Here is a 23,469-nt window from a genome sequence, read left to right on the forward strand (position 1 = left end):
TGAAGGGAATCTGAAGTCAAGGATTCGACCTTGGTCGCAGGGCGCGTGCTGATCGTTGGAGACAGAAGCCAGCGCGATAAGAGCGGCCACTGACTGACCTTTATCAATCACCCCGTGATGTTCAAGCGTAGAACCGACACGATGGCCTTTATCGGCCAAACTTCTGTCAGGGCCACAGGGGAGCCACCAATGTTAACCGTCACACTGATCAACGCGCTGGTCGTGATGCTGGTGGTGGTGATTCATTACGAATGCCTGCTACGCCTGAACGACTGGCTACCGCGGCTCAAGCTCTGGAGCCGGTTTCGCATCGTCATCGGGGTGTTCGGCGCGTTGGCGGCCCACGCACTGGAAGTCTGGTGCTTTGCCCTGGCCTATTACCTGATGGCCAATGCCAAAGGCTGGGGTACGCTGAGCGGCAACTTCGATGGCACATTCATGGACTGCGTGTACTTCTCATTCACCACCTACACCACCATCGGCTTTGGCGATATCGCGCCAAGTGGCGACCTCAAATACCTCACAGGCCTGCAGGCGCTGACGGGCCTGGTGATGATCACCTGGACGGCCTCCTTTCTGTTTCTGGAAATGCAGAAGTACTGGAAGACCAAGTAGCGAGGCGTGGGGAAATCAGCGCGGCAATTGACAACTATCAAGTACGCAAAAGGCGCCGCGTTGAAACTGTACCTCCTTTGTACACCCCCAAATATAAGGAGGCTTGCCATGGCATCCGCCGAAACACCCCGCCCCCACGCCGCAGCGTCATTTCCTGCCACCACCGGCGAACACTGGATCGAAGCGCTCGACAACGGCACCCATGTGCTGATCAGGCCTTTGCAGCCCAAAGACCGCCAGCGCGAGAAGAACTTTATCGAACGCCTGTCGCCACAGTCGCGCCACTTCCGCTTCCTGTGCCAACTCACGGAGCCTGGCGAAGCCATGCTGGATCAACTGATGGTCGTCGACCACGACCAGCATATGGCCTATGTGGCCCTCGCCCATGTCGACGGTGAACTGCAGGAGGTTGGTATTTCCCGTTACGCGACCCGATCGGGTAGTGAAGAATGCGAGTGCGCCGTCACCGTCCTCGATAGCTGGCAGCGTCACGGTTTGGGTACATTGCTGCTCCAGCACCTGATCGACCACGCACGCGCCCAGGGCCTGCGGCACATGTATTCCATGGACGCTGCGGCCAATGTGGCGATGCGCGACCTGGCTCAGGCAGCAGGGTTTACCAGCGCCAGAGACCCGGATGACCCAAGCCAGTTGATTCACCGGCTTTCGCTGGCCTGAGGCGATGCCGCAGCGGTGGCCTCCGGCAGCAGGTCCAGTTGCTCCAGACACTGCCGCTCATCGGCCGCGGTCACCCCCTCGAACGCCCTGACTTCAAGCAACGGCGTATTGAACAGGGCCAGCCGGATGACGCCGTTGCGATCCAGAAACGTTTGCGCCAGGCACTGGCAGACCGATTTGGCCACCAGTGCGGCGAACGCTCGATCCTCTGGCAGATCAATCTGTGCCTGCAAGTGGGTCTCGCACCCGCTCACAATGCCTTGTACGGAACGGCTGGCGAGCACGAGTGTGCTTATGCCCAGCACGGCGAACAGTAGCAGCATGCCCAGCATAATGTTCGACTCTCTGGCCACACCCCGGATCAAGGCAAGCCTCGCTTGCCAACCTGTGCCCTGCTCGGAAAAAATGGTCTCGCCCACAGCGCCCTTGAAACAGCGCTGCACGGCCAACCCGACCGCCGCGCTCAGCGCCAGCACTGCCAGCACAATGACCGGGGCACGCATGGGCAGCCGCCAGGCCGGGCCCAGCACCTGATACACCGAGGCGGCAACCACCAGCGTGGCAATTGCCGCGATCCATCCAAGGCTGCCCTTGGGACGTGTTACCCAGGCCCTGAGCTTTGCCCTTGCTTGCATATTCATGAGAACCTCCAGCACCGTGCTAGCGCACAGGGTCTATGGCAACCGTTTCCAGGTGCTCGGGCACGCACACCTGCCAGCCGAGCTCGAGGCTTATCCGTCGACGCAAGGTGTCCGCAGCATGCGGTTCGCCATGAATGACGTAGGTTTGCCGCGGTGGCCGGGTGAACCCGCGTAACCACTCCATGATTTCGTCCGCATCGGCATGCGCCGACAGGTTGTCCATGGCAAAGACCTGCGCCCGGATCGGCACATCTTCGCCATGCAGGCGCACGCTGCGCGCGCCGGCAACAATATCGGCACCCCGAGTACCGCCTGCCTGAAAGCCGGAGAACAGGATGCTGTTATGAGGATTGGGCGCCAGCGCCTTGAGGTGGTGCAACACCCGCCCCCCCGTGGCCATGCCGCTTGCGGCAATGATCACCGCAGGTTCGCGCAGCTGATCCAGGTGCCTGGATTCATCGACCGTACGGATGATCTGTGTGCCTTTGCACATCTGCGCGCACTCCAGCGCCGTCAGGCGGTGCTCACGCCTGAACTGCTGGTACAGGGCCGTGGCATCCATCGCCATCGGGCTGTTGAGATACACGGGTATGTCGGGTATCAGCCCGTCGCGCTTGAGCGTGTACAGGTAGTACATCAACAGTTGCGCACGGCCAATGGCAAATGACGGTACCAGCGTGATGCCATGGCGCAGCAGGGTCTGGTTGATCACATCGGCCAGGTAACGCTCCGGAGCCTGAGCAGGGTGCGAACGGTCACCATAGGTCGATTCCACCAGCAGCGCATCGGCCGCACCGATCAGCTCGGGCGCGCGCATCACGGGGTCGTGGGGCCGCCCCAGATCGCCTGATGACACCAGCGTCTGGCCATCTACCGTCAGTTGCACGGTCGCCGCGCCCAGAATGTGCCCGGCCGTGCGCAGCAACAGTTCGATACCGGGCGCGATCTGGGTGCGATGGTGCAACGCGACGGGCCTGAACAGCTGCAGTGCGCGCTTGGCATCCTGCTCGGTGTACAAGGGGCGGGCCGGCGAATGCTTGGAATAACCATGACGATTGGCATGTTCGGCCTGCTCCTCCTGCAGCCGGGCGCTGTCGAGCAACAGGATTTCAGCCAGGGCACAGGTCGCAGGGGTGGCATATACAGGCCCGCAGAAGCCTTCGCGCGCCAACACCGGCAGGTATCCGCTGTGGTCCAAGTGGGCATGGGTGAGTACCACCGCATCGACCGCACGCAGTGCCGCTGGCAGTGGCTCCCAGTTACGCAAGCGCAGTTGCTTGTAGCCCTGGAAAAGCCCGCAGTCGATCAGCACCCGTGTCGAATCACGCGTCAGCAGGAACTTGCTGCCCGTCACCGTGCCCGTACCGCCGAAAAAGGTCAGTTGCATGGCGGTGGCTCCCAGGTGTCGATCACGCAGGGATGAACGGTCAGCACGCTGCACGGTGGATCGCTCACCATACGTTCGGTGGTGTCGCCCAGCAGCTTGCTCAAACCCTTGGGCTGCACTACCCCCAGGACCAGTACGTCGATATCTAGGGCCGCTACCTGCTCCCGGATCACGTGCACTGCCCCGCCTTCCTTGAAATGCCGGCAATCGAGGGGCACACCTTCGGCATCGGCCAATGCATCGAAGGACACCTGCAAGGCATCACGCATCTCCTCGACCCAGGTCTGCGCAACCAGCATGTCCGGGGCAAACACACCAACCAGGTCATATGCCGAGAGCAGGTGCACCTGCGCATCGCATTGCAGCGCCAGCGCATCGGCTGCCCGGATGAGGGCGCGATTGAATAGCATCTGGGCATCGGGTTCATCGTGCAAGGCGGTGTCCACGGCTATCAGTATGCGTTTGGGCAAGGACGCGGCTGCCCGGGGCACGAAATGCATCAAGCCTTGGTACGATCGCATCAGCGCGCAGTCCAGCGGCGTGCCGAAAAACCGGGCCAGTGCCGGTGTTGTTTCGGTGTCCTTGATGACCATATCGGGCTTGAGCTCGCGGATGTAGTCGGCTGCCTGGTCGCGCAGGTCTTCTGCCTTGACGATATCCACCGTCAGATAGGTATTACTGGACCGGTGATGTTCGACCAGTTCCACAAGCTGCTTGCGATAGAGCCCGTATTGGCGCTGCAGCTCGGCTTCGTTCAGCCGCTCCTGGTGTAAAGAATGCGCCTCGTACGGCTCGAACAGCCCAACGATATGCACCGCTGCGCCGCTGACCTGCGCCAGGGCAAGTGCCCGGCGCAGAGCCGCCGAGTGCGGGTCTATGGCTGTAAGCAGCACCAGCAGTTGTCGATACTGACCCATGGGAAACCTCCGGCCGCACGCGGCGATGGCAAGTAGCATCGATTTTCGAGCGCCCTACCCTTCAGCGCTTGATGCAGATCAGAAAGTCATCACCCGCGCACCAACTTGATCAATGTCAGAACCGTACCGACGCCTCACGGTACAACCAGTACAGCCCACGTTGATCAGGCCCTCTGGAGGCCCTATGAACAATCAGTTGCTGGAAACCGAAGACACAAGCGAACACTGGGTAGACACCCTTGCTGACGGCACAGCCGTGCTGATTCGCCCGCTGCGCGATGATGATCACGAACGGGACAGGCGCTTTGTGAGCACGATCAGCCATGAGGCCCGGCGTTTTCGTTTTCTCGCCGGACTCAGCGGTGGCTTGCCCGGCCTTGACGCGCAGTTGATGCCGGTTGACGGTCACCAGCGCATGGCCTACGTAGCGCTGGCCCATGCGAATGGCCAGCTGCATCAGCTTGGCGTAAGCCGCTATGCCGCGACCCCGGGTAGCCACAATTGCGAATGTGCCGTCGCTGTCAGTGAACAATGGCAACGCAAAGGGCTGGGCAAGCTGTTGCTGCAGCACCTGATCGAAGCGGCTCGGCGCAATGGCTACCAGTGCATGGTGTCCAGGGACCTGTCGAGCAACTACGCCATGCACCGGCTGACCAAGGCGCTGGGCTTCAGTTCGCGCTACCTGGGCGGCGATGTCAGCGAAATCCTCCATGAGCTTGACCTGCGCGCCTGAAACAAGGCCCTTGCGGGCCTTGCACTTCAACCTTGCGAATGCTCGGGCGAGATCACCAGAACACTGCTGCTGAGCCGATGCAGGATGCGCTCGGCCGTACTGCCGATAAACCAGCCGATACCATGATGGTGGTAGCTCCCCATCACCAGCACATCGATATCGTTGTTGTCCATGAACAGCGCCAGCACCTTGGTCGGGTCCCCCACCCGCATGTGGCGGTGCTCGGCGGGGATCCCGTTGCGTTCGGCCAATGCCTGGAAGGCATCGGCCTGAGCCTCGTGAAGTGTCCGTGACAGGTTCGAATCGAACAGGAATGAATGTTCCCGACTGCCTTCGGTGTCCAGGTACATGGAACTCATATCGTAGGCATACAGCAGTTCGATCTGGGCGTTGCATTGCAAGGCCATCTTGAGAGCTTCGCTGATGATATGGTCGTTGAAGCCTTCGAACTGATCCTCCGGGCGAGAAAGGTCAACCGCTGCAAGTATCCGCCGCGGCAGGGCATTGCTGGCGTTGTGTACAAGGTGTAGGGGAATTCGGGTGTCGCGCAGCAACTGCACGTCGAGCGAGGTGAACATGGCTCGCATCCACCACGGCTCATGCTCCAGCCCCTTGATCAGCAGGGCGAAGGGCTGCTCACGCAGATGCACCTGGATCTCGTCCAGCGGATTTTGCACCCACAAAACCTCCGTGGTTACTGTCACGCCGTTGCGGCGCATCGACAGTGCCTGGGTTTCCAGCCATGCACGGTGTTGCTGAACATAGCCCTCACGCATGACCGCCAACGCCTGGTCGTTGACCAGGCCGGCAGTGGCCAGGCCCTCAAGGTAGTCAAAGGCGACGATGTGCAATGGCATACCCTTGGCTTTGGCCAGGGCCGCCGCACGGTCATACACCGGCGTGCGGCGCATCAAGGGCGATGCGATCAGAAGAAGTCGTTGCGGGTTGGTCATGGCACACCTCTGCGGGCTCGATGAGTACCTTGATGATCTGACAGCGGCGCCTGTGCGGTTTGATGTTTATCAAAAGTCAGAGGGCACTGATCAACGGCTGCCGCCGTTTGACGCAAAATTGACACGGATCAAGACTTACACGCTTTTTAGGCGCACGCTGCTAACAATCAGCGATGCCCCGGAGGCATGCCATGGCACTCATGAAAGCGGCCATTTATGTCGAAAAGAACCGCATCGTGCTGGAAGACAAGCCCATCCCTGAGATCGGCCCGCTAGATGCGCTGATGCGCATCAGCACCACGACGATCTGTGGCACCGATGTGCATATCTTGCGTGGCGAGTATCCAGTGGCCAAAGGGCTGACCGTCGGCCACGAGCCAGTGGGTGTCATCGAAAAACTGGGCTCAGAGGTTCGCGGATTCCACGAAGGGCAACGCGTCATCGCTGGCGCCATCACCCCAAGCGGCTACAGCAATGCCTGCCTGTGTGGCTGTGGCGCCCAGGACGGCGCCGGAACGGCGCATGGTTTCAAGGCCATCGGTGGCTGGAAGTTCGGCAATGTCATTGACGGTTGCCAAGCTGAATACGTGCGGGTGCCGGACGCGATGGCCAACCTCTCCCCCATTCCTGACAGCCTCAACGATGAACACGTGCTGATGTGCCCCGATATCATGTCCACTGGCTTTTCCGGTGCAGAACGCGGGGGCGTGACAATCGGCGATACCGTCGCCGTGTTCGCCTTGGGCCCGATCGGCCTGTGCGCGGTCGCCGGCGCCAAAATGCTGGGTGCCACCACCATCATCGGCGTGGACACCGTGGCGGCGCGCATCAGCGTGGCACGCGAAATGGGGGCTTCACACGTAGTCGACTTCAAGCAAGGCAACGTGGTGGCGCAGATCATGGCGCTGACCGATGGCCGTGGCGTAGATGTAGCCATCGAAGCGCTAGGCACCCAGGCCACCTTCGAATGGGCACTGCGGGTGCTGCGCCCCGGCGGCACGTTGTCCAGCCTGGGCGTGTACAACGCCGACCTGCGCATCCCCGTGGATGCATACGCTGCCGGCCTTGGCGATTACCGCATCGTGAGCACACTGTGCCCCGGCGGCAAAGAGCGGATGCGCCGGTTGATGGCGGTGGTTGCCAGTGGCCGCGTCGACGTTTCCCCCTTGGTCACCCACCGTTTCCGGCTCGATGATATCGAAGCTGCCTACGAATTGTTCGCCAACCAGCGCGACGGCGTGATGAAGGTGGCGATCACGCCCTGAACCTCGCCACGCCGTCGGCAAGGACGCCATTGCCCCCTATCGATAGGCAGTCCCTTGCTCATGCATGCACTGGAGGTTCCGATGAACGTCTACGTCGAGAAAAGCGCCAACGACAATCGCTGGTGGGTACACATGGACGAGTGGCGGGTGAGTTTCAGAACACCCATAGAAGCCGAACGGTTCGTGGGCGTGCTGACCGCCCGCCTCAACGCGCCTCATTCACTGTACAAGATCACCACCGTCGCTTTCAGACCTGCGAAGGAGGCATGAAATGTCGGGCCTGACCGACTTTCAGCTGCTCGGGCAGCCTGCACCAACGTGCAAACCACGGCCCGTTCATTTCAAACCACTGACATGCCCGTGCAGTGAGTGCCGGGTCAGCGGCTTGTGTTTGCCCACGGGTTTGCCCATGCAATGCAACAGTTATTTCGGCACACTGATCGGCCCTCGTATCCGGGTCAGGAAGGGGGCTGCGCTGTTCAACGCAAATGTGCCCTTGAGTAGCCTGTATGCAGTGCACTCAGGCAGCTTCAAAACGAACCTGAACAACGCCGAAGGTCAGGGTGTGATCATCAACTTCTGGATGCCAGGGGACGTAATGGGGCTAGATGCCATAGCCACCGAGCTTCATGTCTGTGATGCCATCGCCCTGGAAGACAGCGAAGTGTGCCCGGTGCCCTATCATCGCCTGCAAGCCCTGGCGCGTGATTTCCCCGCGCTGCAACAGAGCTTGAACCGCCTAATGAGCCGGGAGATTATCCGCGAGCATGAGCGCGTGCTGATGCTCTGCAACCTCTCTGCCGAGCAGCGGCTTGCCAGTTTCCTGCTGAGCCTTTCCCGCCGCTTCGTCAGCCGCGGCTATTCATCCCGAGGTTTCGTGTTGCGCATGTCTCGCGAAGACATCGCCTCCTACCTCGGGCTGCGCCTGGAAACCATATGCCGCTCGGTCGCTCACTTACGCAGTTTGGGTATCGTCAACCTGCACGGCCGGCGGGTGGAGATCCTCGACATGCCAGCGCTGATCGCGCTCGAACTGGGTTCCCAAGGCAGCTTTGCCATCGCCCCGGTGCAGACCTGATGCTCGACCTGGTGAACTTGGCTCACGGGGCCGTGGCATTGGGCATCGGCATGCTGGTTGGCCTTGAGCGGGAGCGCAAGAAGGTCAACAGTGAGGCTCCCGCCGCAGCGGGTTTGAGAACCTTCGCAATCACCGCCCTGATGGGCTATGTCTGCCATGTAATGGCTGGCCCGGTTCTGGTCGGCGTTGCATTGGTGGGCATAGCGCTGCTGTTGGCCATTTACCACCGCACAAAACCCGACGAAGATTCGGACATTACCAGCGCAATCGCCTTGCTGCTGGTGTTGGTGTTGGGAGGCTTGACAGTCGAACACCCCGAGCTGGCAACCGCCATCGGTATCGTACTCACCATACTGCTGGCCCTCAGGCGTGAGCTTCACCGTTTCGTGCTGCAGCAACTAAGCGAGGCCGAACTGCGCGATGGCTTGTTGCTCCTCACAGTAGCGCTGGTTGTGCTGCCGTTGACGCCGGACCGGTTCATTGGCCCCTACGGGGTACTGAACCCGCGGGTGATCTGCACGCTGGTCGTGTTACTGATGGCAGTCGGTGCGCTAGGGCATATCGCCATGCGCCTGCTGGGGCCACGCTATGGCTTGGCCCTGAGTGCGATCGCATCCGGGTTTGCCTCTGGCTCGGCGACCATTGCGGTGCTTGGCCATCAAGCACGAAAGCAGGACACGTTCATGCGCGCGTTCGCCGCTGCGGCGGTGCTGTCCAACCTCGCCACCCTTGTCCAGTTTGGTTTGGTGCTTGGCGTTGTCGACGTGCGCTTGCTGCGCCCTTTCTGGCCATCTATAGGTCTCGGTATACTGGTCACGCTCATTTACGGCGTGCTGTTGCTGGCGCCTTGGCGCCCTGTGCCAGCCGGCCCCACGACCAAGCCTGGCAGCGGTGCTTTCAGCCTGTTCACAGCACTGCTCATCACGCTAGCGATTACCTGCATTGCATTGTTCTCGGCGTTTCTGCTCGAGCACCTTGGTCACAAGGGGGTCAGCATTGCTGCCTTTATCAGTGGCTTGGGCGATGCGCATGCCGCAACTGCTTCGGTCGCTTCGCTCGTTGCTGCAGGCCAGCTGAAAAGTGCCGACCTGATGTTACCGGCAATGATGGCGCTCACAGGGAATACCGTGACCAAATGCGTACTGGCATGGAGCGGCGGCGGATCTTCGTTCGCTCGCCACCTCATTCCGGCTCAGCTCGTCATTCTTGGCACGCTATGGCTTGCGTTGTTGATCTGATACATCAGTCCGAACAGCTACCGTTTGGCGCGCGCCGAAAATGCTAAGCCAGGTACCTGCTGCTGGGTTTTTTAATGATTAAACAGTCCGTACTCGCTCAGCTGAGCATCCGCACCGAACTCGCCGCCTCACACGCCATCCTCAGGTCTTCCCCCGCAAGCAAATGCTGGTAATGCGCCTTCAATGCCGGCTCCCAGCCCGCCACTTCGTCCAGTACTTGCTCGGCCTGCTCCCGCGTCAGGGCAAAGTGAGCGTGGTGGCTGAGCAGGTTTGCGCGACTGATCTGGCTGCCCTCACGGCCAACAGCCATGGCCAAGGTTTGTGCCGGCCCTTCTTCGAGCATGGGCAGTACGTCGTACATCGGCGACAGACGCCACCCGCCTGCCACCCAGATCACTGCATGGTTGCGTGGATGGTCGTCAGAGTTCCCCACCAGAGCGTTGTAGCACATGCGTTTGAACAGCTCCTGCAGATCAGCATCGGGCACGCCCCGCCGGCGCATTTCATCGGCTACGGCGGCGTAGCGCCAATCCCGATGGTGTGCGCCGTTCCATTCTGAATCCAGCAGGGTCAATGCGCTGAGCATGGGAATGCGCCGGGCGCCCTGCGCAATTGGCGTGCGGTCGAAGCGTTCGATCAGCAAGGTTGAAGGGTTTTCGGCATGCAGCGCGGTTTTTGCCACGTTCAAACCCTGCCCTGCTGCAAAGGTCATGCAGGCATATTCGATGGAGGGCAGGTCGTAGTGGTCGTAGCGATCACGGGGCTTGGCCAGGATCAGCATGCCGTTGTCCTGCAGCGTGCGTTTGGGGCGCGCGCCGCCCAGGGCGGAACGCTGTTGGCGGACGTTGAGGGTTGCTACCGACTCGGCGTCGAGCTGGCCGTCGTACACCGCTTCGCACGCGGCGACGAATTTCGCCAGGCCTTTCAAGGTGGGTACCGCGCCGTCGCCCAGGCCAGGTGCGGGCGTGGTTGCGCCGCCGGCCATCAGGTTGCCGACGCGGTCGTTGTTCGGTGACTTGAGCAAGAAATCGAGGGTGCCCAGTTCCTGGCCGTACGCCCTATGCAGCAGCCGCTCGCCCCAGCCATCAGGCATGGCGTCATTGATGAAGCCGGGTATGCCGCGGTTCTTGGCGATCCCCGTGTAGGGCTCGGCACGCAGGGGGTAATTGATGGGGTCGGGTACCCAGCCGCCCTGCGCCACATGGTCAGGCGCATAGAGGAACTCACCAAGCTTGCCTTTGAGGGTCAGCCGGCCAAGGGTGATGACCTCACCCGTCTCGGGGTGCTCCATATAGATGTAGGCACGGGACATCAGAATTCCTCGGGCTTGGGTTTTGCCAGCCGCACGCGGCGGGATGCTAGGCGCTGGTGGCCATCGTCGTCATCACTGAAGCGGGTGATCTGGGAGGTTTTTTCAATGCCCTCCAGCGAGGCGAAGACCGTGTCGCTGATGCCCAGGCGCCATAACACCAGCATGAAAGAACGCAGGTCCACGCGTGCGGAGCCGCCTTCGATCTTGCGAAGGGTATGCGCGGAGACGCCGATTGCTGCCGTGAGGTCTGTTTGACGCAAACCGAGCGACAGGCGCCTTGCCTTCACCAGAAGCCCTATTTTATTAAGAGTATCGACGCAGGCGACAGGGAAAAAGTCATCCATAAAGTCTACCAGTACTAACATTAAGTCTCATAAGGCAAACCATAGCACGCATTACGGTTTGTTACGATGAACATAAAGCTCGAAATCGTAAGCTTTAACTCTAATAAGGGGCACCACGATTGACGTTATAGATTGCTGATGGTCACCTGTCGGTGATACCGGGCAGGCCAGAAACCCGACTATGCTGGAAGCAGCCCAACCTCGGGTCGCAGGGGAGCGAAGCATGAGGATCATGCGTAGATTCAGGCAAGTGTGTTGGCTGGCTCTGGCGGTGCAGATGCTGTGCTCAACCCTCCTCCATGCAGAGGGCCTGGAGCCTTCGGCGACGGCAGCCGATGCTGCCACCCCTGAGCCTGCAGCACTGCAGATCATCAACCGCACGGTATTTGTCTTTCGTGCCACCCTGCTGGGTGAAACACCACAGGTTCGAGCACTGCGGGCCAAGTCGGCCATTGAAGAAGCGTTGCAGGATGAAGATGACCAAGGCATCAGAATCGACGCTATCCTGAACAGTTACCTGGTACTGCTGGGCGATCGGCGCGCGTTCATTGTCACGCCGCAGGACGCCGCCGCCAACGATATCACCGCGCGCGAAGCCGCCGAGCTGGCCGCAGAGAACCTGCGCCTGGTGGTCGAGGAAACACGCCAGGCGCGCAGCGTGCGTTTTCTCCTTAATGCCGTCGGCTATTCGGCTGCGGCCACCTTGGTGTTCATGCTTCTGGTCAAGGGCGCGCGAGGTGTGCGGCGAAAGCTTTTGGGGCTGCTGCCCAGGCTGATGGGCAAGCATTCCGAGCGTTTCAGGGTGGGTCAAACACCCCTGTTCGACCTGCAGAACCTCTACTACCTGGCCGATCGTTCGCTGTGGTTGGTGTACTGGCTGGTGTTGCTGTTGCTCTGCTACCAGTGGCTGGGCTTCGTGCTGTCGCAGTTCCCTTACACCCGGGCGTGGGGCGAAAGCCTGAATGTCTACCTGATGGAGCTGGTCAGCTACCTGGTCAGCGGCATCCTTCACGCCATCCCCGGGCTTACCGTTGCCCTGTCGATTTTCTTCATTGCCCGCGGTATCAGCGCGTTTTCCAAGCGGGTGCTGCGGCGCATGGCACGGCCGGGCACGTTGAAGTGGCTCAACGAAGAAACCCTGCAGCCCACCATGCGCCTGACATCATTGGCGATCTGGCTGTTTGCGCTGGTGATGGCCTACCCGTACCTACCTGGCTCTGGCACCGATGCCTTCAAGGGCCTGTCGGTACTGCTCGGGCTGATGATTTCGCTCGGTGCCACCAGTGTCGTCGGCCAGGCGGCGGCCGGGCTGATTCTCACCTATACAAGGACGCTGCGCGCCGGTGAGTTCGTGCGCGTGGGCGACTATGAGGGCACGGTGACCGAGGTGGGTATGTTCACCACCACCATCCGCACCGGCCTTGGCGAGGTGTTGACGCTGCCCAATTCGATGATCACGGGCACCGTGACGAAAAACTACTCACGCATCGTCGAGGGGCCAGGCTATGTGGTCGATACGGTGGTGACCATCGGCTACGACACACCGTGGCGGCAGGTCGAAGCGATGTTGCTGGAGGCGGCCAGGCGTACCGATGGCGTACTGGCAAAGCCCGAACCCCAGGTGTTCCAGACGGCGCTGTCGGATTTTTATCCGGAGTACCGCCTAGTGGCCCAGGCCGTTCCGTCGCAGCCCAGGCCACGCGCCCTCCTCCTCAGCCTGCTGCACGCCAATATCCAGGACGTTTTCAACGAGTACGGCGTGCAGATCATGTCGCCCCACTACCTCGGCGACCCATTGCAGGCCAAGTGGGTGCCAAGGGAGCAGTGGTACGCCGACCCTGCCAAGCCAGAACATCCGCAGCCAGCCAGCAAGCCTTGAAAGGGAGTTTGCGATGACGGACCCACGCAAGAAGATGAGCCTGATGGGCCTTACTACGCTGGTGACGGTCAACATGATGGGGTCGGGCATCATCATGCTGCCGACCAACATGGCGCAACTGGGCGCAGTGTCGCTGTTGTCATGGGCCTTCACCGCGATTGGTTCGATGGCCATTGCCTACTGTTTTGCTCAATGCGGGATCTTCTGCCCGCGCTCTGGCGGCTTGTCGGCCTACACCGAAGAAGCCCACGCAAAATCAGGCTTCTTTCTCTGCTCCTACCTGTACTTTCTGTCGCTGGCGATCGCCAACGTCGCGGTGGCAATTTCTGCGGTGGGCTACATGACCGCGTTCGTGCCTTGGTTGGGTACCGGTGCCGTGCCGCTGTTCATCGGCACCGTGGGGCTGATCTGGCTAACCATCGTCGCCAACTTTGGCGGCCCGAACATCACCGGCAAGATCGGTGCGATCACGGTCTGGGGTGTCATCATCCCCGTTGCGGGGCTGAGTATCATCGGCTGGTTCTGGTTCAAGCCCGACCTGCTCCAGGCCGCCTGGAACCCCAATGCGTTGCCGCTTTCCGAGGCCATCGGCAAGGCCATACCGCTGACCCTGTGGGCCTTTCTCGGCATGGAGTCGGCAGCCCAGGCGTCTGATGCGGTCGAGAACCCGAAGCGCGACGTGCCGCTGGCGTGCCTCTTCGGCACCCTGGGGGCGGCAGTGGTCTATGTGCTTTCGACCACGGTCATCCAGGGCATCATCCCCAACGCTGAGCTGGCCAACGCGTCAGCGCCTTTCGCGCTAGTCTACGCGAAGATGTTCAGCCCGCTGGTGGGCAATATTGTCATGGCCTTGGCGGTCATGGCCTGTGTCGGCTCACTGCTGGGCTGGCAGTTCACCCTGGCCCAGACCGCCAAGATGACCGCCGACCAGAACCTCTTTCTCAAGCTGTTTAGCAAGCTCAACAGGTTTGGGGCGCCGGTTATTGGCATGATCGTCTGTGGCCTGTTGCAGACTGCAATGGCCGTTTCGACCATTTCACCCAATGCCAGTGCGCAGTTCAGCAAGCTGGTGAACCTTGCTGCGGTGACCAACCTGATCCCCTACGTGACAGCGCTGACCGGGCTACTGGTAATCATGTACAAGGCCAACGTCTCGCCAACGGTGTACTCGCGCAACCTGGTTGTGCTGCTGATTGCCGTGTCCTACTCGCTTTACGCGCTGTATGCCTGCGGCATGGAGGCTTTGTTTGGCGGGTTGCTGGTGCTCGCCTTTGGCTACCTGCTGTACGGGTTTCTCGCCAAGCGGTTTGTCTACTCGCCAACTGACGGCCTGAGCGGAGGGCGCGAGCAATGAAGTCGTTATCAGCGAAGCTTTTGCGTCTGCTGCTGGCGGGTGCGCTTTCTGGTGTTTCGGTTGTTTCCTGGGCCGATACCCTGGAGCGGGTGCGCAGCAGTCATACCCTGACGCTGGGCTACCTGCCTGGGTCAGCACCGTTCAGTGACCTGAACGGCGATACCGTCGAGGGTTATGCCATTGATCTTTGTCTGAAGATCAGTGAACGGGTGAAATCCGAACTGCAGCAACCCGCGTTGCAGGTGCGGTTTCAGCCCGTGGAAATTATCCAAGCGGTTGCTGCGGTCAGCTCGGGCAAAGTCGATATCCTCTGCACGCCGACCCCGCAGACGCTGGAGCGGCGCAAAGCAGTGAGCTTTTCGCTGCCGGTGTATACCGCGGGGCTCTCGGCCGTGGTCCGTAAGCAGTCACCTGAGCCGTTACTCAAGGCGCTCAACGGTGAGGTGGCGCATGACGGGCCGACCTGGCGCGCCACGGTCAATCGGGGCCTGGCCAAGCAGACCTATGCCGTATTGGCGGGTAGTGCCACGCAGCAGTGGGTTGGCGAGCAGATGCGGCTGCTTGGGGTGATCGCGACCTTGGTTAGCGTCAAGAGCAATGAGGAAGGCGTACGGCGCGTGGCCGAGGACGGTGCCGATGCGTTCTTTGCCGACCGTATCCTGCTCAAGACCCACATCGCGTCGGGCTATCCGGACGGCAGCCTATTGCTGCTCGACCGAATCTACGAATATGCGCCGGTTTCGCTGATGATCGCGCGCGGCGATGATGACTTCCGGTTGCTGGTCGATACGGTGCTGAGCGAGATGTACCGGTCGGGCGAAATCGAGCAGGCCTACGTCAAATACCTCGACGGTGTGAGCGACACGGCCAGGCGGTTGTTCAAGGTTTATGCGTTGCCCTGACTCAGCCCAGCCCACCAAACCGCTTGTAGAAGCTCTCGTTAACATCCGGCAACGGCCCATCTGCCGTCTCCAGTGCGGTCCCCAGCCACGCTTCCGCCTTGCCCCACACCAGCCGATAGAGGTTACGGCACAACTGGCGAGCAGCCCTGCCTTCCCAATCCCCAGGCAGCAGCTCATCCGGCAACTGCGGGTCACGCAGCAGCAGCCGGCGGTACTCATGAATCAACAAGGTGCGCGCCAGGAAGCAGTCCTGGGCATCGAGTTCCTTCTGCTCCTTGAGCGCCTGCCACAGCGGTCGGAACAAGCGGATGAACTCGCTGTAGTGCTCACCCAGTTCCTCGATCCGCCAGCTTTCCCGCACCTGGGCGCGCATGGCCTTGGAGGCTAGTACTTCCTGGGTGTGGGTTTCGAAGACGATGCTGTCGTCAGTGGCGTCCAGCTCGCGCAAGGTGGTCGCCAGGTCGGCACGATCAGCGCGCGGGCAGCCCAGTACGTTCGGGGCGATGGCGCCGTAGCCCTGCCACTCCAGTTCCTCGCGCACGGCCTTGCGCTTGCTGGCCTCCAGCTGCGACAGCAACACCAGCGTCCAGGCGCCGTCCCAGGCTGGCAGGCTCGCGCTGTACACACGCTTGAAGGCTTTTTCGAAACGGCGCCGGCCCGTGCCGGTGAGGCTGTAATAGCTGCGCCGGCCGACTTTTTCGGCGGTCAGCCAGCCTTCCTTGGTCAGGCGGAAGATCGAGGTGCGGATCAGCCGTTCGTTGATGCCGATCGGCTCCAGCAGGTTGATCAGGCTGCCCAGCCAGACCGTGCCACCATGCGGCTCGATGGCGTCGCCATACAGGGTGATGATCAGCGAGCTCGCGCGGATCGGCGTCTGCTCCTGGAAGCGGGTGATCAAAGTATTGAGGGGGGCAAGGCTGCTCATGAGGGAACTGTAAGCCGATGGAGCCCCGACTATACCTGCCCGCCGTGCCGCCTGGCCATTACCAGTCACCACCAGGCTCATGCCTGCGCCTCGCCTTTGGGGCGAAAGCCGCAATCACCCATGCGTGGGCGCTGCGCTTCGACTTCGCTCAGGGGCGGGCATTCGACCAGGGCGGCACTGCAGCGCTGGGCCAGACGCTGGTATTCGGCTGTGCCGCGTTGCTTCCAGGCGACCTCTTGATCGCTGAGGGTACGCTTGGCCTGTGCCGGCGCGCCCATTACCAGGCTCTGCTCGGGGCATTCGAAGCCAGCCTTGACGAAGGCCGTGGCGCCGACGATGCAGCGTGGCGCGATGTGTGCGCCGTCCATGATCACCGCATTCATGCCCACCAAGGCATCGGCGCCTATCCGGCAGCCGTGCAAAACCGCGCCGTGGCCCACATGGCCATGGCGCTCTATCACCGTATCGCCGCCCGGGAAGCCGTGCATCACGCAGGTGTCCTGCAGGTTGGCACCCTCCTCCAGCACGATGCGGCCAAAGTCGCCGCGCAATGACGCCAGGGGGCCGACGTAACACTGCGGGCCGATGATCACATCGCCGATCAGCACGGCCGTCGGGTGTACGTACGCCGTTGGGTGGATCACGGGGGTCAGGCCGTCCAGCCGATAGCAAGGCATGTCACACCTCTCAAAATGATTCAGTTAGTGAGGCGATCATGTATCACGATAAATGTAACCGTCAATTGCTGATTCTTTGTATCGCTTTTCGAGGTGCACCTCCCAACTCATAAACCTTGACTTTAATGGCGTATTTGCTGGGCTTTAAAAGCCTAACCCGGGCCTGACTGGAAGTAATTTCTCGCATTAAGGGACACGTAATGCAATATTTGCTATTGCCGTTCTGTATCATATAAGGCATATACTGGACCTCACCCGGGCAGGCCTCAGCGTTTTCCCCTGCCCCTGCAGACAATTCCAATAAATGCCGGCCCACGTGCCGTGCGTGCAGCCTGAGGAAACCGACATGCCTCGCTATCTCGTTGTGCAGGCGCCTGAGGACGGCGTCCGCCTGATCACCCTGCAGCGGCCCGAAGCCCTCAATGCGCTGTGTACCGAACTGCTCGCCGAGCTTGCGGCCGAGCTGGAAAGTGCCGAGCGCGACCCGGCAACCCGCGCCGTAGTGCTCACCGGCAGCCGCAAGGCCTTCGCTGCCGGCGCCGACATCCGTGAAATGGCCGAGCGCGACCTGGTCGGCATCCTCAATGACCCGCGTGTCGCCCATTGGCAGCGCATCGCCAGTTTTGCCAAACCGCTGATTGCAGCGGTCAACGGCTTCGCCCTGGGCGGTGGCTGCGAGCTGGTGATGTGCGCCGATATCGTCATCGCCGGCGAAGACGCACGCTTCGGCCAGCCCGAAATCAACCTCGGCATCATCCCCGGTGCGGGCGGCACACAACGCCTGTTGCGCGCGGTCGGCAAGCCGCTGGCCATGCAGATGGTTCTGACCGGCGAGCCGATCACCGCCCGGCAGGCCCAGCAGGCCGGCCTGGTCAGCGAGCTGACGCAGCCCGAGCTTGCCGTCGAGCGCGCCCTGCAAGTGGCGGCCAGCATCGCCCGCAAGGCACCGCTGGCCGTGCGCCTGGCCAAAGAAGCCCTGCTCAAGGCCGGGGACACCGACCTGGCCACCGGCCTGCGCTTTGAACGCCACGCGTTCACCTTGCTGGCCGGTACCGTCGACCGCGACGAAGGCATCCGCGCCTTCCAGGAAAAACGCCCGGCGCACTTCTTGGGCCAGTAACCCCCTCTTCCCTACCGACTGACGGAGCGAGCCTGTCATGGCTTTCGAGCACATCCTGTTTTCCATCGAGGACGGTGTCGCCCTCCTCTCGCTGAACCGGCCTGACCAGCTGAACAGCTTCAACACGCAGATGCACAAGGAAGTGCGCGAGGCGCTCAAGCAGGTACGCCAAGACCCGCAGGTACGCGTGTTGCTGCTGACTGGCGAAGGGCGTGGCTTTTGCGCCGGGCAAGACTTGTCTGACCGCAACGTCGCGCCTGGCGCGCAAGTGCCCGACCTGGGCGAGTCCATCGAGGCGTTCTACAACCCGCTGGTGCGGGCCCTGCGCGACCTGCCGATGCCGGTCATCTGCGCGGTCAACGGCGTGGCGGCCGGTGCGGGCGCGAACATTCCGCTGGCCTGTGACCTGGTGCTTGCGGCCCGCTCGGCCAGCTTTATCCAGGCGTTCTGCAAGATCGGCCTGGTGCCGGACTCGGGTGGTACCTGGCAACTGCCGCGCTTGGTCGGCATGGCTCGGGCCAAGGCGCTAGCCATGCTCGGTGAACGCCTGAGTGCGGAAAAAGCCGAGCAATGGGGCCTGATCCACCGGGTGGTCGACGACGCCGCACTGCGTGACGAGGCGCTGGCCCTCGCCCGCCAGCTGGCGACCCAGCCGACTTACGGGCTGGCCCTGATCAAGCGTGCGCTTAACGCCAGTTACGACAATCACTTTGACCAGCAGCTCGAACTTGAGCGTGACCTGCAGCGCCTGGCCGGGCGCAGCGAGGACTACCGCGAAGGCGTCGCGGCGTTCATGGCCAAGCGCGCACCGGCCTTCAAGGGGTGCTGACATGAGTGCACTTAACGGTAACGCCCAGGTCGCGGTGATCGGCGCCGGTGCGATGGGGGCCGGCATCGCCCAGGTGGCCGCCCAGGCGGGGCATCCGGTTTGCCTGTATGACAATCGCCCAGGCGCTGCGGCCCTGGCCGTGCAAGGCATCGACCGCCAGCTCGGCCGCCTGGTCGAAAAAGGCAAGCTCGACGCTACCGCACGCCAGGCGATCAGCGCGCGCCTGCAGCCCGTGGAAACGCTCGAAGCACTGGCCGATGCGCAGCTGGTAATCGAAGCGATCGTCGAAAACCTGCAGGTCAAACAGGCACTCTTGCAGCAGCTCGAAGCCCTGTGCAGCGACAGCTGCATATTGGCCAGCAACACCTCATCGCTGTCGATCACCAGCCTGGCCGCCGGCCTGCGGCGGCCCGAACGGGTGATCGGCATGCACTTTTTCAACCCTGCGCCGTTGATGGCGTTGGTCGAGGTCGTCTCAGGCCTGGCCACCGCCCCCGCCTTGGCCGCCACGCTGTACGACACGGCCATGGCCTGGGGCAAGCAGCCGGTGCATGCGCGTTCGACGCCGGGCTTCATTGTCAACCGGGTGGCGCGGCCGTTTTACGCCGAGAGCCTGCGCCTGTACCAGGAAGGCGCCGCTGATTGCGCGAGCCTCGATGCGCTGATGCGTGACGCCGGTGGTTTCCGCATGGGCGCTTTCGAGCTGACCGACCTGATCGGCCACGATGTCAATTACGCCGTGACCTGCTCGGTGTTCGACGCCTTTTATGGTGACTTCCGCTTCCAGCCCTCGCTGGTACAGAAAGAGCTGGTGGATGCCGGCCGTCTTGGGCGCAAGAGCGGCCAGGGTTTCTACGATTACAGCGAAGGTGCGCTGCGGCCGCAGCCCGCCGAGGTGCAAAGTGCGGCGCGTGTCGAGTGCTGCGTGGTCGAAGGCAGCCTGGGCGTGATGCAATCCTTGCTGCAGCGCATCCAGGCCTGCGGCATCCAGGTCACCGAGCGCCCGGGCAGCGGCCTGCTGCGGGTAGGTGATGCCACCCTGGCGTTGTCTGACGGCCGCCTGGCCAGCCAACGCGCGCGTGAAGATGGGTTGCGCAACCTGGTGCTGGTGGACCTCGCGCTGGACTACAACAAGGCCGAACGGATTGCCATCAGCACTTGTCCCGACACCACCCGCGAGGCGCGCGAACAGGCCGTAGCGTTACTGCGCCAGGCGGGCCTGAAGGTTTGCCTGGTCGCCGATCTGCCGGCCCTGGTGGTGTTGCGCACCGTCACCACGCTCGCCAACGAAGCTGCCGATGCCGTGCTGCAAGGCGTAGGCTCGGCAGCCGACATCGACCTGGCCATGCGCGCCGGGGTCAATTACCCGCGCGGGCCGTTGGCCTGGGCCGAGCAGATCGGCATCGGCTACTCCCTGCGCGTGCTGGACAACCTGCAGCGCTGCTACGGCGAGACCCGCTACCGCCCTTCGCTGCTGCTGCGCCGCGTGCATGCCCAAGGAGGCCGACTGCATGACTGAAGCCCAACGTACCCCCGAGCAACTGGCACGCGCCTGCGCCGATGCAATGTTTTCCCGCGACCGCGCCACCCAGGCCCTGGGCGCTCGGCTGCTCGACGTCGGCCCCGGCCAGGCCCGCCTGAGCATGCCGGTGCGCGCCGACATGATTCAGGGCCACGGCAGCTGCCATGGTGGTTTCTTGTTCAGCTTGGCGGACTCGGCGTTTGCCTTCGCCTGCAACAGCTACGACGAAGCGACCGTGGCCTTGAACTGCAGCATCGACTACGTGGCACCGGCTTTCGAGCAGGACGTGCTCACCGCTACCGCCAGCGAAATCACCCGCAAGGGCCGCACGGGCCTGTATGACGTACGCCTGGAAAACCAGCGTGGCGAACTGATTGCCCTGTTCCACGGAAAATCCTACAAAGTGCGCGGCACGGTGTTGCCGCAGGAGACCCAGGATGACTGACCAGACCTTCGACCAGGCGTTGATCATCGACGCCGTGCGCACGCCAATCGGCCGTTACGGCGGCGCACTGAGCAGCGTGCGCGCCGACGACCTCGCGGCCGTGCCGATCAGGGCGCTGATGGCCCGCCACCCCGAACTCGACTGGGCCGCCATTGATGACGTGATCCTCGGCTGCGCCAACCAGGCGGGCGAAGACAACCGTAACGTGGCACGCATGGCTAGCCTGCTCGCCGGCCTGCCCGATGCCGTGCCGGGCACCACCCTCAATCGCCTGTGCGGTTCCGGGCTGGATGCCGTCGGCAGCGCCGCCCGCGCCCTGCGCTGCGGCGAAGCCGGGCTGATGCTGGCCGGTGGCGTCGAGTCGATGTCGCGGGCACCCTTCGTCATGGGCAAGTCAGAGCAAGCCTTCGGCCGCAGCGCCGAGCTGTTCGACACCACCATCGGCTGGCGTTTCGTCAATAAACTGATGCAGGCGCAGTACGGCATCGACTCGATGCCCGAGACCGCCGAGAATGTCGCCGCGCAGTTCGGTATTTCGCGCGAAGACCAGGACGCTTTCGCCTTGCGCAGCCAGCACAAGGCGGCCGCCGCCCAGGCCCGGGGCCGGCTGGCACGGGAGATCGTCCCGGTCGAGATCGCCCAGCGCAAAGGCCCGGCCAAGCGTGTCGAGCATGATGAGCACCCGCGCGCCGACACCACCCTGGACCAGTTGGCCAGGCTCGGCACGCCGTTCCGTGCAGGCGGCAGCGTGACAGCAGGCAACGCTTCAGGCGTCAACGACGGCGCTTGCGCCCTGCTGCTGGCCAGCACTGATGCGGCCCGCCGCCATGGCCTGAAGCCGCGCGGCCGGGTCCTCGGCATGGCCGCCGCTGGGGTCGAACCGCGCATCATGGGCATCGGCCCGGTCCCGGCGACCCGCAAGGTACTCGCGCAGGCCGGCCTGAGCCTGGCCGACATGGACGTCATCGAGTTGAACGAAGCATTTGCGGCCCAAGGCCTGGCAGTGCTGCGCGAGCTGGGCCTGGCTGACGACGACAAGCGCGTCAACCCCAATGGCGGCGCTATCGCCCTGGGGCATCCGCTGGGCATGAGCGGCGCACGGCTGGTGACCACCGCCCTGCACGAGCTGGAAGAACGCGGCGGCCGCTACGCCTTGTGCACCATGTGCATCGGCGTTGGCCAAGGCATTGCCCTGGTCATCGAGCGCCTCTGAGCACATCAGACCAATGGCCTGAGACTGAACACGACACGGGCAGTATGCTGCCCGCATGACACTCAAGGCCTTAGCGCCAACGTACAAGAACAATTCGAGTGAAGCCATGAACATGTACCACGATGCCGACCGCGCCCTGCTTGACCCGATCGAGACTGCCAGTGTCGACGAGCTGCGCCAGCACCAGCTGGACCGCCTGCGCTGGAGCCTGAAGCACGCCTACGACAATGTACCGCTGTACCGCCAGCGTTTCGACGAGTGCGGCGCCCACCCAGACGACCTTACCGCGCTGGAAGACCTCGCCAGGTTCCCCTTTACCGGCAAGAACGACCTGCGCGACAACTACCCCTATGGCATGTTCGCCGTGCCCCAGGAAGAGGTGGTGCGCCTGCACGCCTCCAGCGGCACCACGGGCAAGCCGACCGTGGTCGGTTATACCCAGAACGACATCAATACCTGGGCCAACGTGGTCGCCCGTTCGATCCGCGCGGCCGGCGGGCGCAAGGGGGACAAGGTGCACGTGTCCTATGGCTATGGCCTGTTCACCGGCGGCCTGGGCGCGCACTACGGTGCCGAACGGCTCGGTTGCACGGTGATCCCCATGTCGGGCGGCCAGACCGAGAAGCAGGTGCAACTGATCCGTGACTTCCAGCCTGACATCATCATGGTCACGCCCTCGTACATGCTCAACCTGGCTGACGAGATCGAACGCCAGGGTATCGACCCGCACGACCTCAAGCTGCGCCTGGGGATCTTCGGCGCCGAGCCGTGGACCGACGAGTTGCGCCGCTCGATCGAGCAGCGCCTGGGCATCAATGCCCTGGATATCTATGGCCTGTCGGAGATCATGGGGCCAGGGGTGGCCATGGAATGCCTGGAAACCAAAGACGGGCCGACCATCTGGGAAGACCACTTCTACCCCGAGATCATCGACCCGGTCAGCGGTGAGGTGTTGCCGGACGGGCAACTGGGCGAACTGGTGTTCACCTCGTTGAGCAAGGAAGCGCTGCCAATGATCCGCTACCGCACCCGCGACCTGACACGCCTGTTGCCGGGTACGGCACGGCCGATGCGGCGGATCGGCAAGATCACTGGGCGCAGTGACGACATGCTGATCATCCGCGGGGTCAACGTGTTCCCCACGCAGATCGAAGAGCAGGTGCTTAAAATAAAACAGCTTTCAGAGCTGTATGAGATACACCTGTATCGCAATGGCAACCTGGACAGTGTCGAGGTGCATGTGGAGTTGCGTGGCGAGTGCCAGGCACTCGACGAGGCGCAGCGCAAACTGGTGGTGGCTGAGCTGAGCAGGCAAATCAAGACCTACATCGGCATCAGCACCCACGTGCGGCTGCAGCCTTGCGGCACGCTCAAGCGCTCCGAAGGCAAAGCATGCCACGTTTACGACAAGCGTTTGGCTGGCTGATCGTTCAGCGCTGAAT

The 23,469-nt window shown here is 62.4% G+C and carries 24 protein-coding genes; 16 read left to right on the forward strand and 8 right to left on the reverse strand.

Annotated elements, in window-relative coordinates:
* Positions 1-189 precede the first annotated feature (189 nt).
* Both LOY26_RS12815 and LOY26_RS12820 read left to right on the forward strand, forming a co-directional pair.
* Complete coding sequence (locus LOY26_RS12815) at positions 190-615, forward strand: potassium channel family protein (protein WP_033697881.1); 426 nt, start codon at positions 190-192, stop codon at positions 613-615.
* Positions 616-723: 108 nt separating this feature from the next.
* Positions 724-1,293 (forward strand): GNAT family N-acetyltransferase, encoded by a 570-nt coding sequence (locus LOY26_RS12820; RefSeq protein ID WP_033697883.1) that lies wholly within the window; start codon positions 724-726, stop codon positions 1,291-1,293.
* On the opposite strand, the gene LOY26_RS12825 is transcribed toward LOY26_RS12820, so the two are convergent.
* Genes LOY26_RS12825 through LOY26_RS12835 form a run of 3 tightly spaced genes read right to left on the reverse strand, consistent with a single transcriptional unit; the run spans position 1,272 to position 4,238 of the window.
* Entirely contained in the window at positions 1,272-1,934 is a 663-nt protein-coding gene (locus tag LOY26_RS12825; RefSeq protein ID WP_077068405.1) for a hypothetical protein, read from the reverse strand. The two genes, LOY26_RS12820 and LOY26_RS12825, sit on opposite strands and share 22 nt — an antisense overlap.
* A 19-nt stretch (positions 1,935-1,953) precedes the next feature.
* The gene (locus LOY26_RS12830; protein WP_186665311.1) at positions 1,954-3,321 is read right to left on the reverse strand and encodes an MBL fold metallo-hydrolase RNA specificity domain-containing protein; all 1,368 of its coding nucleotides are present in this window, start codon (positions 3,319-3,321) and stop codon (positions 1,954-1,956) included.
* Entirely contained in the window at positions 3,312-4,238 is a 927-nt protein-coding gene (locus tag LOY26_RS12835; RefSeq protein ID WP_309475614.1) for a universal stress protein, read from the reverse strand. Before LOY26_RS12835 ends, LOY26_RS12830 begins: the two co-directional genes overlap by 10 nt.
* Before the next feature lie 184 nt (positions 4,239-4,422).
* Between LOY26_RS12835 and LOY26_RS12840 the strand changes: the two genes are divergently transcribed.
* Positions 4,423-4,971, forward strand: coding sequence for a GNAT family N-acetyltransferase (locus LOY26_RS12840; protein ID WP_186665315.1), 549 nt, complete (start codon positions 4,423-4,425; stop codon positions 4,969-4,971).
* Between the two features lie 26 nt (positions 4,972-4,997).
* On the opposite strand, the gene LOY26_RS12845 is transcribed toward LOY26_RS12840, so the two are convergent.
* Positions 4,998-5,924, reverse strand: a complete 927-nt coding sequence (locus LOY26_RS12845) for a universal stress protein (RefSeq protein WP_186665317.1) — start codon at positions 5,922-5,924, stop codon at positions 4,998-5,000.
* A gap of 191 nt (positions 5,925-6,115) precedes the next feature.
* On the opposite strand from LOY26_RS12845, the gene LOY26_RS12850 reads away from it, so the two are divergent.
* The 4 genes from LOY26_RS12850 to LOY26_RS12865 all read left to right on the forward strand — a co-directional run bounded on the left by LOY26_RS12850 (position 6,116) and on the right by LOY26_RS12865 (position 9,505).
* Positions 6,116-7,189, forward strand: coding sequence for an NAD(P)-dependent alcohol dehydrogenase (locus LOY26_RS12850; RefSeq protein WP_186653267.1), 1,074 nt, complete (start codon positions 6,116-6,118; stop codon positions 7,187-7,189).
* An 81-nt stretch (positions 7,190-7,270) separates the two neighbouring features.
* Positions 7,271-7,459, forward strand: coding sequence for a hypothetical protein (locus LOY26_RS12855; RefSeq protein ID WP_186653269.1), 189 nt, complete (start codon positions 7,271-7,273; stop codon positions 7,457-7,459).
* A gap of 1 nt (position 7,460) precedes the next feature.
* On the forward strand, positions 7,461-8,267 hold the full coding sequence (locus LOY26_RS12860; RefSeq protein WP_258714858.1) for a helix-turn-helix domain-containing protein: 807 nt from the start codon (positions 7,461-7,463) through the stop codon (positions 8,265-8,267).
* The gene (locus tag LOY26_RS12865) at positions 8,267-9,505 is read left to right on the forward strand and encodes an MgtC/SapB family protein (protein WP_186653272.1); all 1,239 of its coding nucleotides are present in this window, start codon (positions 8,267-8,269) and stop codon (positions 9,503-9,505) included. The genes LOY26_RS12860 and LOY26_RS12865 overlap by 1 nt, the downstream gene beginning before the upstream one ends.
* 97 nt (positions 9,506-9,602) lie before the next feature.
* Here the strand turns inward: LOY26_RS12865 and LOY26_RS12870 are convergent, their stop codons facing one another.
* Positions 9,603-10,817, reverse strand: a complete 1,215-nt coding sequence (locus LOY26_RS12870; protein WP_258714859.1) for a type II toxin-antitoxin system HipA family toxin — start codon at positions 10,815-10,817, stop codon at positions 9,603-9,605.
* Positions 10,817-11,161: a helix-turn-helix domain-containing protein gene (locus LOY26_RS12875; RefSeq protein ID WP_186665323.1), complete on the reverse strand. Its 345-nt coding sequence runs from the start codon at positions 11,159-11,161 to the stop codon at positions 10,817-10,819. Before LOY26_RS12875 ends, LOY26_RS12870 begins: the two co-directional genes overlap by 1 nt.
* Positions 11,162-11,384: 223 nt before the next feature.
* Between LOY26_RS12875 and LOY26_RS12880 the strand changes: the two genes are divergently transcribed.
* The 3 genes from LOY26_RS12880 to LOY26_RS12890 are packed head-to-tail and all read left to right on the forward strand — an operon-like array spanning position 11,385 to position 15,296.
* Positions 11,385-13,040 (forward strand): mechanosensitive ion channel family protein, encoded by a 1,656-nt coding sequence (locus LOY26_RS12880; protein ID WP_186665330.1) that lies wholly within the window; start codon positions 11,385-11,387, stop codon positions 13,038-13,040.
* 13 nt (positions 13,041-13,053) lie between these two features.
* Positions 13,054-14,394: a putrescine-ornithine antiporter gene (gene potE / locus LOY26_RS12885; RefSeq protein ID WP_186653278.1), complete on the forward strand. Its 1,341-nt coding sequence runs from the start codon at positions 13,054-13,056 to the stop codon at positions 14,392-14,394.
* The gene (locus LOY26_RS12890) at positions 14,391-15,296 is read left to right on the forward strand and encodes an amino acid ABC transporter substrate-binding protein (RefSeq protein WP_258714860.1); all 906 of its coding nucleotides are present in this window, start codon (positions 14,391-14,393) and stop codon (positions 15,294-15,296) included. The genes potE and LOY26_RS12890 overlap by 4 nt, the downstream gene beginning before the upstream one ends.
* Before the next feature lies 1 nt (position 15,297).
* On the opposite strand, the gene paaX is transcribed toward LOY26_RS12890, so the two are convergent.
* Both paaX and paaY read right to left on the reverse strand, forming a co-directional pair.
* Positions 15,298-16,221 (reverse strand): phenylacetic acid degradation operon negative regulatory protein PaaX, encoded by a 924-nt coding sequence (paaX, locus tag LOY26_RS12895; protein ID WP_186653285.1) that lies wholly within the window; start codon positions 16,219-16,221, stop codon positions 15,298-15,300.
* A 77-nt stretch (positions 16,222-16,298) separates the two neighbouring features.
* Positions 16,299-16,898: a phenylacetic acid degradation protein PaaY gene (gene paaY / locus LOY26_RS12900; protein WP_047583185.1), complete on the reverse strand. Its 600-nt coding sequence runs from the start codon at positions 16,896-16,898 to the stop codon at positions 16,299-16,301.
* A 346-nt stretch (positions 16,899-17,244) separates the two neighbouring features.
* Between paaY and paaF the strand changes: the two genes are divergently transcribed.
* The 6 genes from paaF to paaK all read left to right on the forward strand — a co-directional run bounded on the left by paaF (position 17,245) and on the right by paaK (position 23,453).
* Positions 17,245-18,018, forward strand: a complete 774-nt coding sequence (gene paaF, locus LOY26_RS12905) for a 2,3-dehydroadipyl-CoA hydratase PaaF (RefSeq protein ID WP_047583186.1) — start codon at positions 17,245-17,247, stop codon at positions 18,016-18,018.
* Positions 18,019-18,055: 37 nt separating this feature from the next.
* Positions 18,056-18,847: a 2-(1,2-epoxy-1,2-dihydrophenyl)acetyl-CoA isomerase PaaG gene (gene paaG, locus LOY26_RS12910; RefSeq protein WP_186665347.1), complete on the forward strand. Its 792-nt coding sequence runs from the start codon at positions 18,056-18,058 to the stop codon at positions 18,845-18,847.
* 1 nt (position 18,848) lies between these two features.
* Entirely contained in the window at positions 18,849-20,366 is a 1,518-nt protein-coding gene (gene paaH / locus LOY26_RS12915) for a 3-hydroxyacyl-CoA dehydrogenase PaaH (protein ID WP_258714861.1), read from the forward strand.
* Positions 20,359-20,814: a hydroxyphenylacetyl-CoA thioesterase PaaI gene (gene paaI, locus LOY26_RS12920; protein WP_012314480.1), complete on the forward strand. Its 456-nt coding sequence runs from the start codon at positions 20,359-20,361 to the stop codon at positions 20,812-20,814. Before paaH ends, paaI begins: the two co-directional genes overlap by 8 nt.
* Entirely contained in the window at positions 20,807-22,027 is a 1,221-nt protein-coding gene (gene pcaF, locus LOY26_RS12925) for a 3-oxoadipyl-CoA thiolase (RefSeq protein WP_258714862.1), read from the forward strand. Before paaI ends, pcaF begins: the two co-directional genes overlap by 8 nt.
* A 106-nt stretch (positions 22,028-22,133) precedes the next feature.
* The gene (gene paaK / locus LOY26_RS12930; protein WP_039603753.1) at positions 22,134-23,453 is read left to right on the forward strand and encodes a phenylacetate--CoA ligase PaaK; all 1,320 of its coding nucleotides are present in this window, start codon (positions 22,134-22,136) and stop codon (positions 23,451-23,453) included.
* Positions 23,454-23,469: the final 16 nt, after the last annotated feature.

Origin of the sequence: Pseudomonas sp. B21-047, assembly GCF_024748775.1 — a bacterium.
GTDB classification, from domain to species: Bacteria; Pseudomonadota; Gammaproteobacteria; order Pseudomonadales; family Pseudomonadaceae; genus Aquipseudomonas; species Aquipseudomonas capeferrum.

Excerpts from the sequence above, each read along its gene's own strand:
- LOY26_RS12815 (WP_033697881.1), top strand. The coding sequence starts at position 190 with ATGTTAACCGTCACACTGATCAACGCGCTGGTCGTGATGCTGGTGGTG.
- LOY26_RS12820 (WP_033697883.1), top strand. The coding sequence starts at position 724 with ATGGCATCCGCCGAAACACCCCGCCCCCACGCCGCAGCGTCATTTCCT.
- LOY26_RS12825 (WP_077068405.1), bottom strand. The coding sequence starts at position 1,934 with ATGAATATGCAAGCAAGGGCAAAGCTCAGGGCCTGGGTAACACGTCCC.
- LOY26_RS12830 (WP_186665311.1), bottom strand. The coding sequence starts at position 3,321 with ATGCAACTGACCTTTTTCGGCGGTACGGGCACGGTGACGGGCAGCAAG.
- LOY26_RS12835 (WP_309475614.1), bottom strand. The coding sequence starts at position 4,238 with ATGGGTCAGTATCGACAACTGCTGGTGCTGCTTACAGCCATAGACCCG.
- LOY26_RS12840 (WP_186665315.1), top strand. The coding sequence starts at position 4,423 with ATGAACAATCAGTTGCTGGAAACCGAAGACACAAGCGAACACTGGGTA.
- LOY26_RS12845 (WP_186665317.1), bottom strand. The coding sequence starts at position 5,924 with ATGACCAACCCGCAACGACTTCTTCTGATCGCATCGCCCTTGATGCGC.
- LOY26_RS12850 (WP_186653267.1), top strand. The coding sequence starts at position 6,116 with ATGGCACTCATGAAAGCGGCCATTTATGTCGAAAAGAACCGCATCGTG.
- LOY26_RS12855 (WP_186653269.1), top strand. The coding sequence starts at position 7,271 with ATGAACGTCTACGTCGAGAAAAGCGCCAACGACAATCGCTGGTGGGTA.
- LOY26_RS12860 (WP_258714858.1), top strand. The coding sequence starts at position 7,461 with ATGTCGGGCCTGACCGACTTTCAGCTGCTCGGGCAGCCTGCACCAACG.
- LOY26_RS12865 (WP_186653272.1), top strand. The coding sequence starts at position 8,267 with ATGCTCGACCTGGTGAACTTGGCTCACGGGGCCGTGGCATTGGGCATC.
- LOY26_RS12870 (WP_258714859.1), bottom strand. The coding sequence starts at position 10,817 with ATGTCCCGTGCCTACATCTATATGGAGCACCCCGAGACGGGTGAGGTC.
- LOY26_RS12875 (WP_186665323.1), bottom strand. The coding sequence starts at position 11,161 with ATGGATGACTTTTTCCCTGTCGCCTGCGTCGATACTCTTAATAAAATA.
- LOY26_RS12880 (WP_186665330.1), top strand. The coding sequence starts at position 11,385 with ATGAGGATCATGCGTAGATTCAGGCAAGTGTGTTGGCTGGCTCTGGCG.
- potE (WP_186653278.1), top strand. The coding sequence starts at position 13,054 with ATGACGGACCCACGCAAGAAGATGAGCCTGATGGGCCTTACTACGCTG.
- LOY26_RS12890 (WP_258714860.1), top strand. The coding sequence starts at position 14,391 with ATGAAGTCGTTATCAGCGAAGCTTTTGCGTCTGCTGCTGGCGGGTGCG.
- paaX (WP_186653285.1), bottom strand. The coding sequence starts at position 16,221 with ATGAGCAGCCTTGCCCCCCTCAATACTTTGATCACCCGCTTCCAGGAG.
- paaY (WP_047583185.1), bottom strand. The coding sequence starts at position 16,898 with ATGCCTTGCTATCGGCTGGACGGCCTGACCCCCGTGATCCACCCAACG.
- paaF (WP_047583186.1), top strand. The coding sequence starts at position 17,245 with ATGCCTCGCTATCTCGTTGTGCAGGCGCCTGAGGACGGCGTCCGCCTG.
- paaG (WP_186665347.1), top strand. The coding sequence starts at position 18,056 with ATGGCTTTCGAGCACATCCTGTTTTCCATCGAGGACGGTGTCGCCCTC.
- paaH (WP_258714861.1), top strand. The coding sequence starts at position 18,849 with ATGAGTGCACTTAACGGTAACGCCCAGGTCGCGGTGATCGGCGCCGGT.
- paaI (WP_012314480.1), top strand. The coding sequence starts at position 20,359 with ATGACTGAAGCCCAACGTACCCCCGAGCAACTGGCACGCGCCTGCGCC.
- pcaF (WP_258714862.1), top strand. The coding sequence starts at position 20,807 with ATGACTGACCAGACCTTCGACCAGGCGTTGATCATCGACGCCGTGCGC.
- paaK (WP_039603753.1), top strand. The coding sequence starts at position 22,134 with ATGAACATGTACCACGATGCCGACCGCGCCCTGCTTGACCCGATCGAG.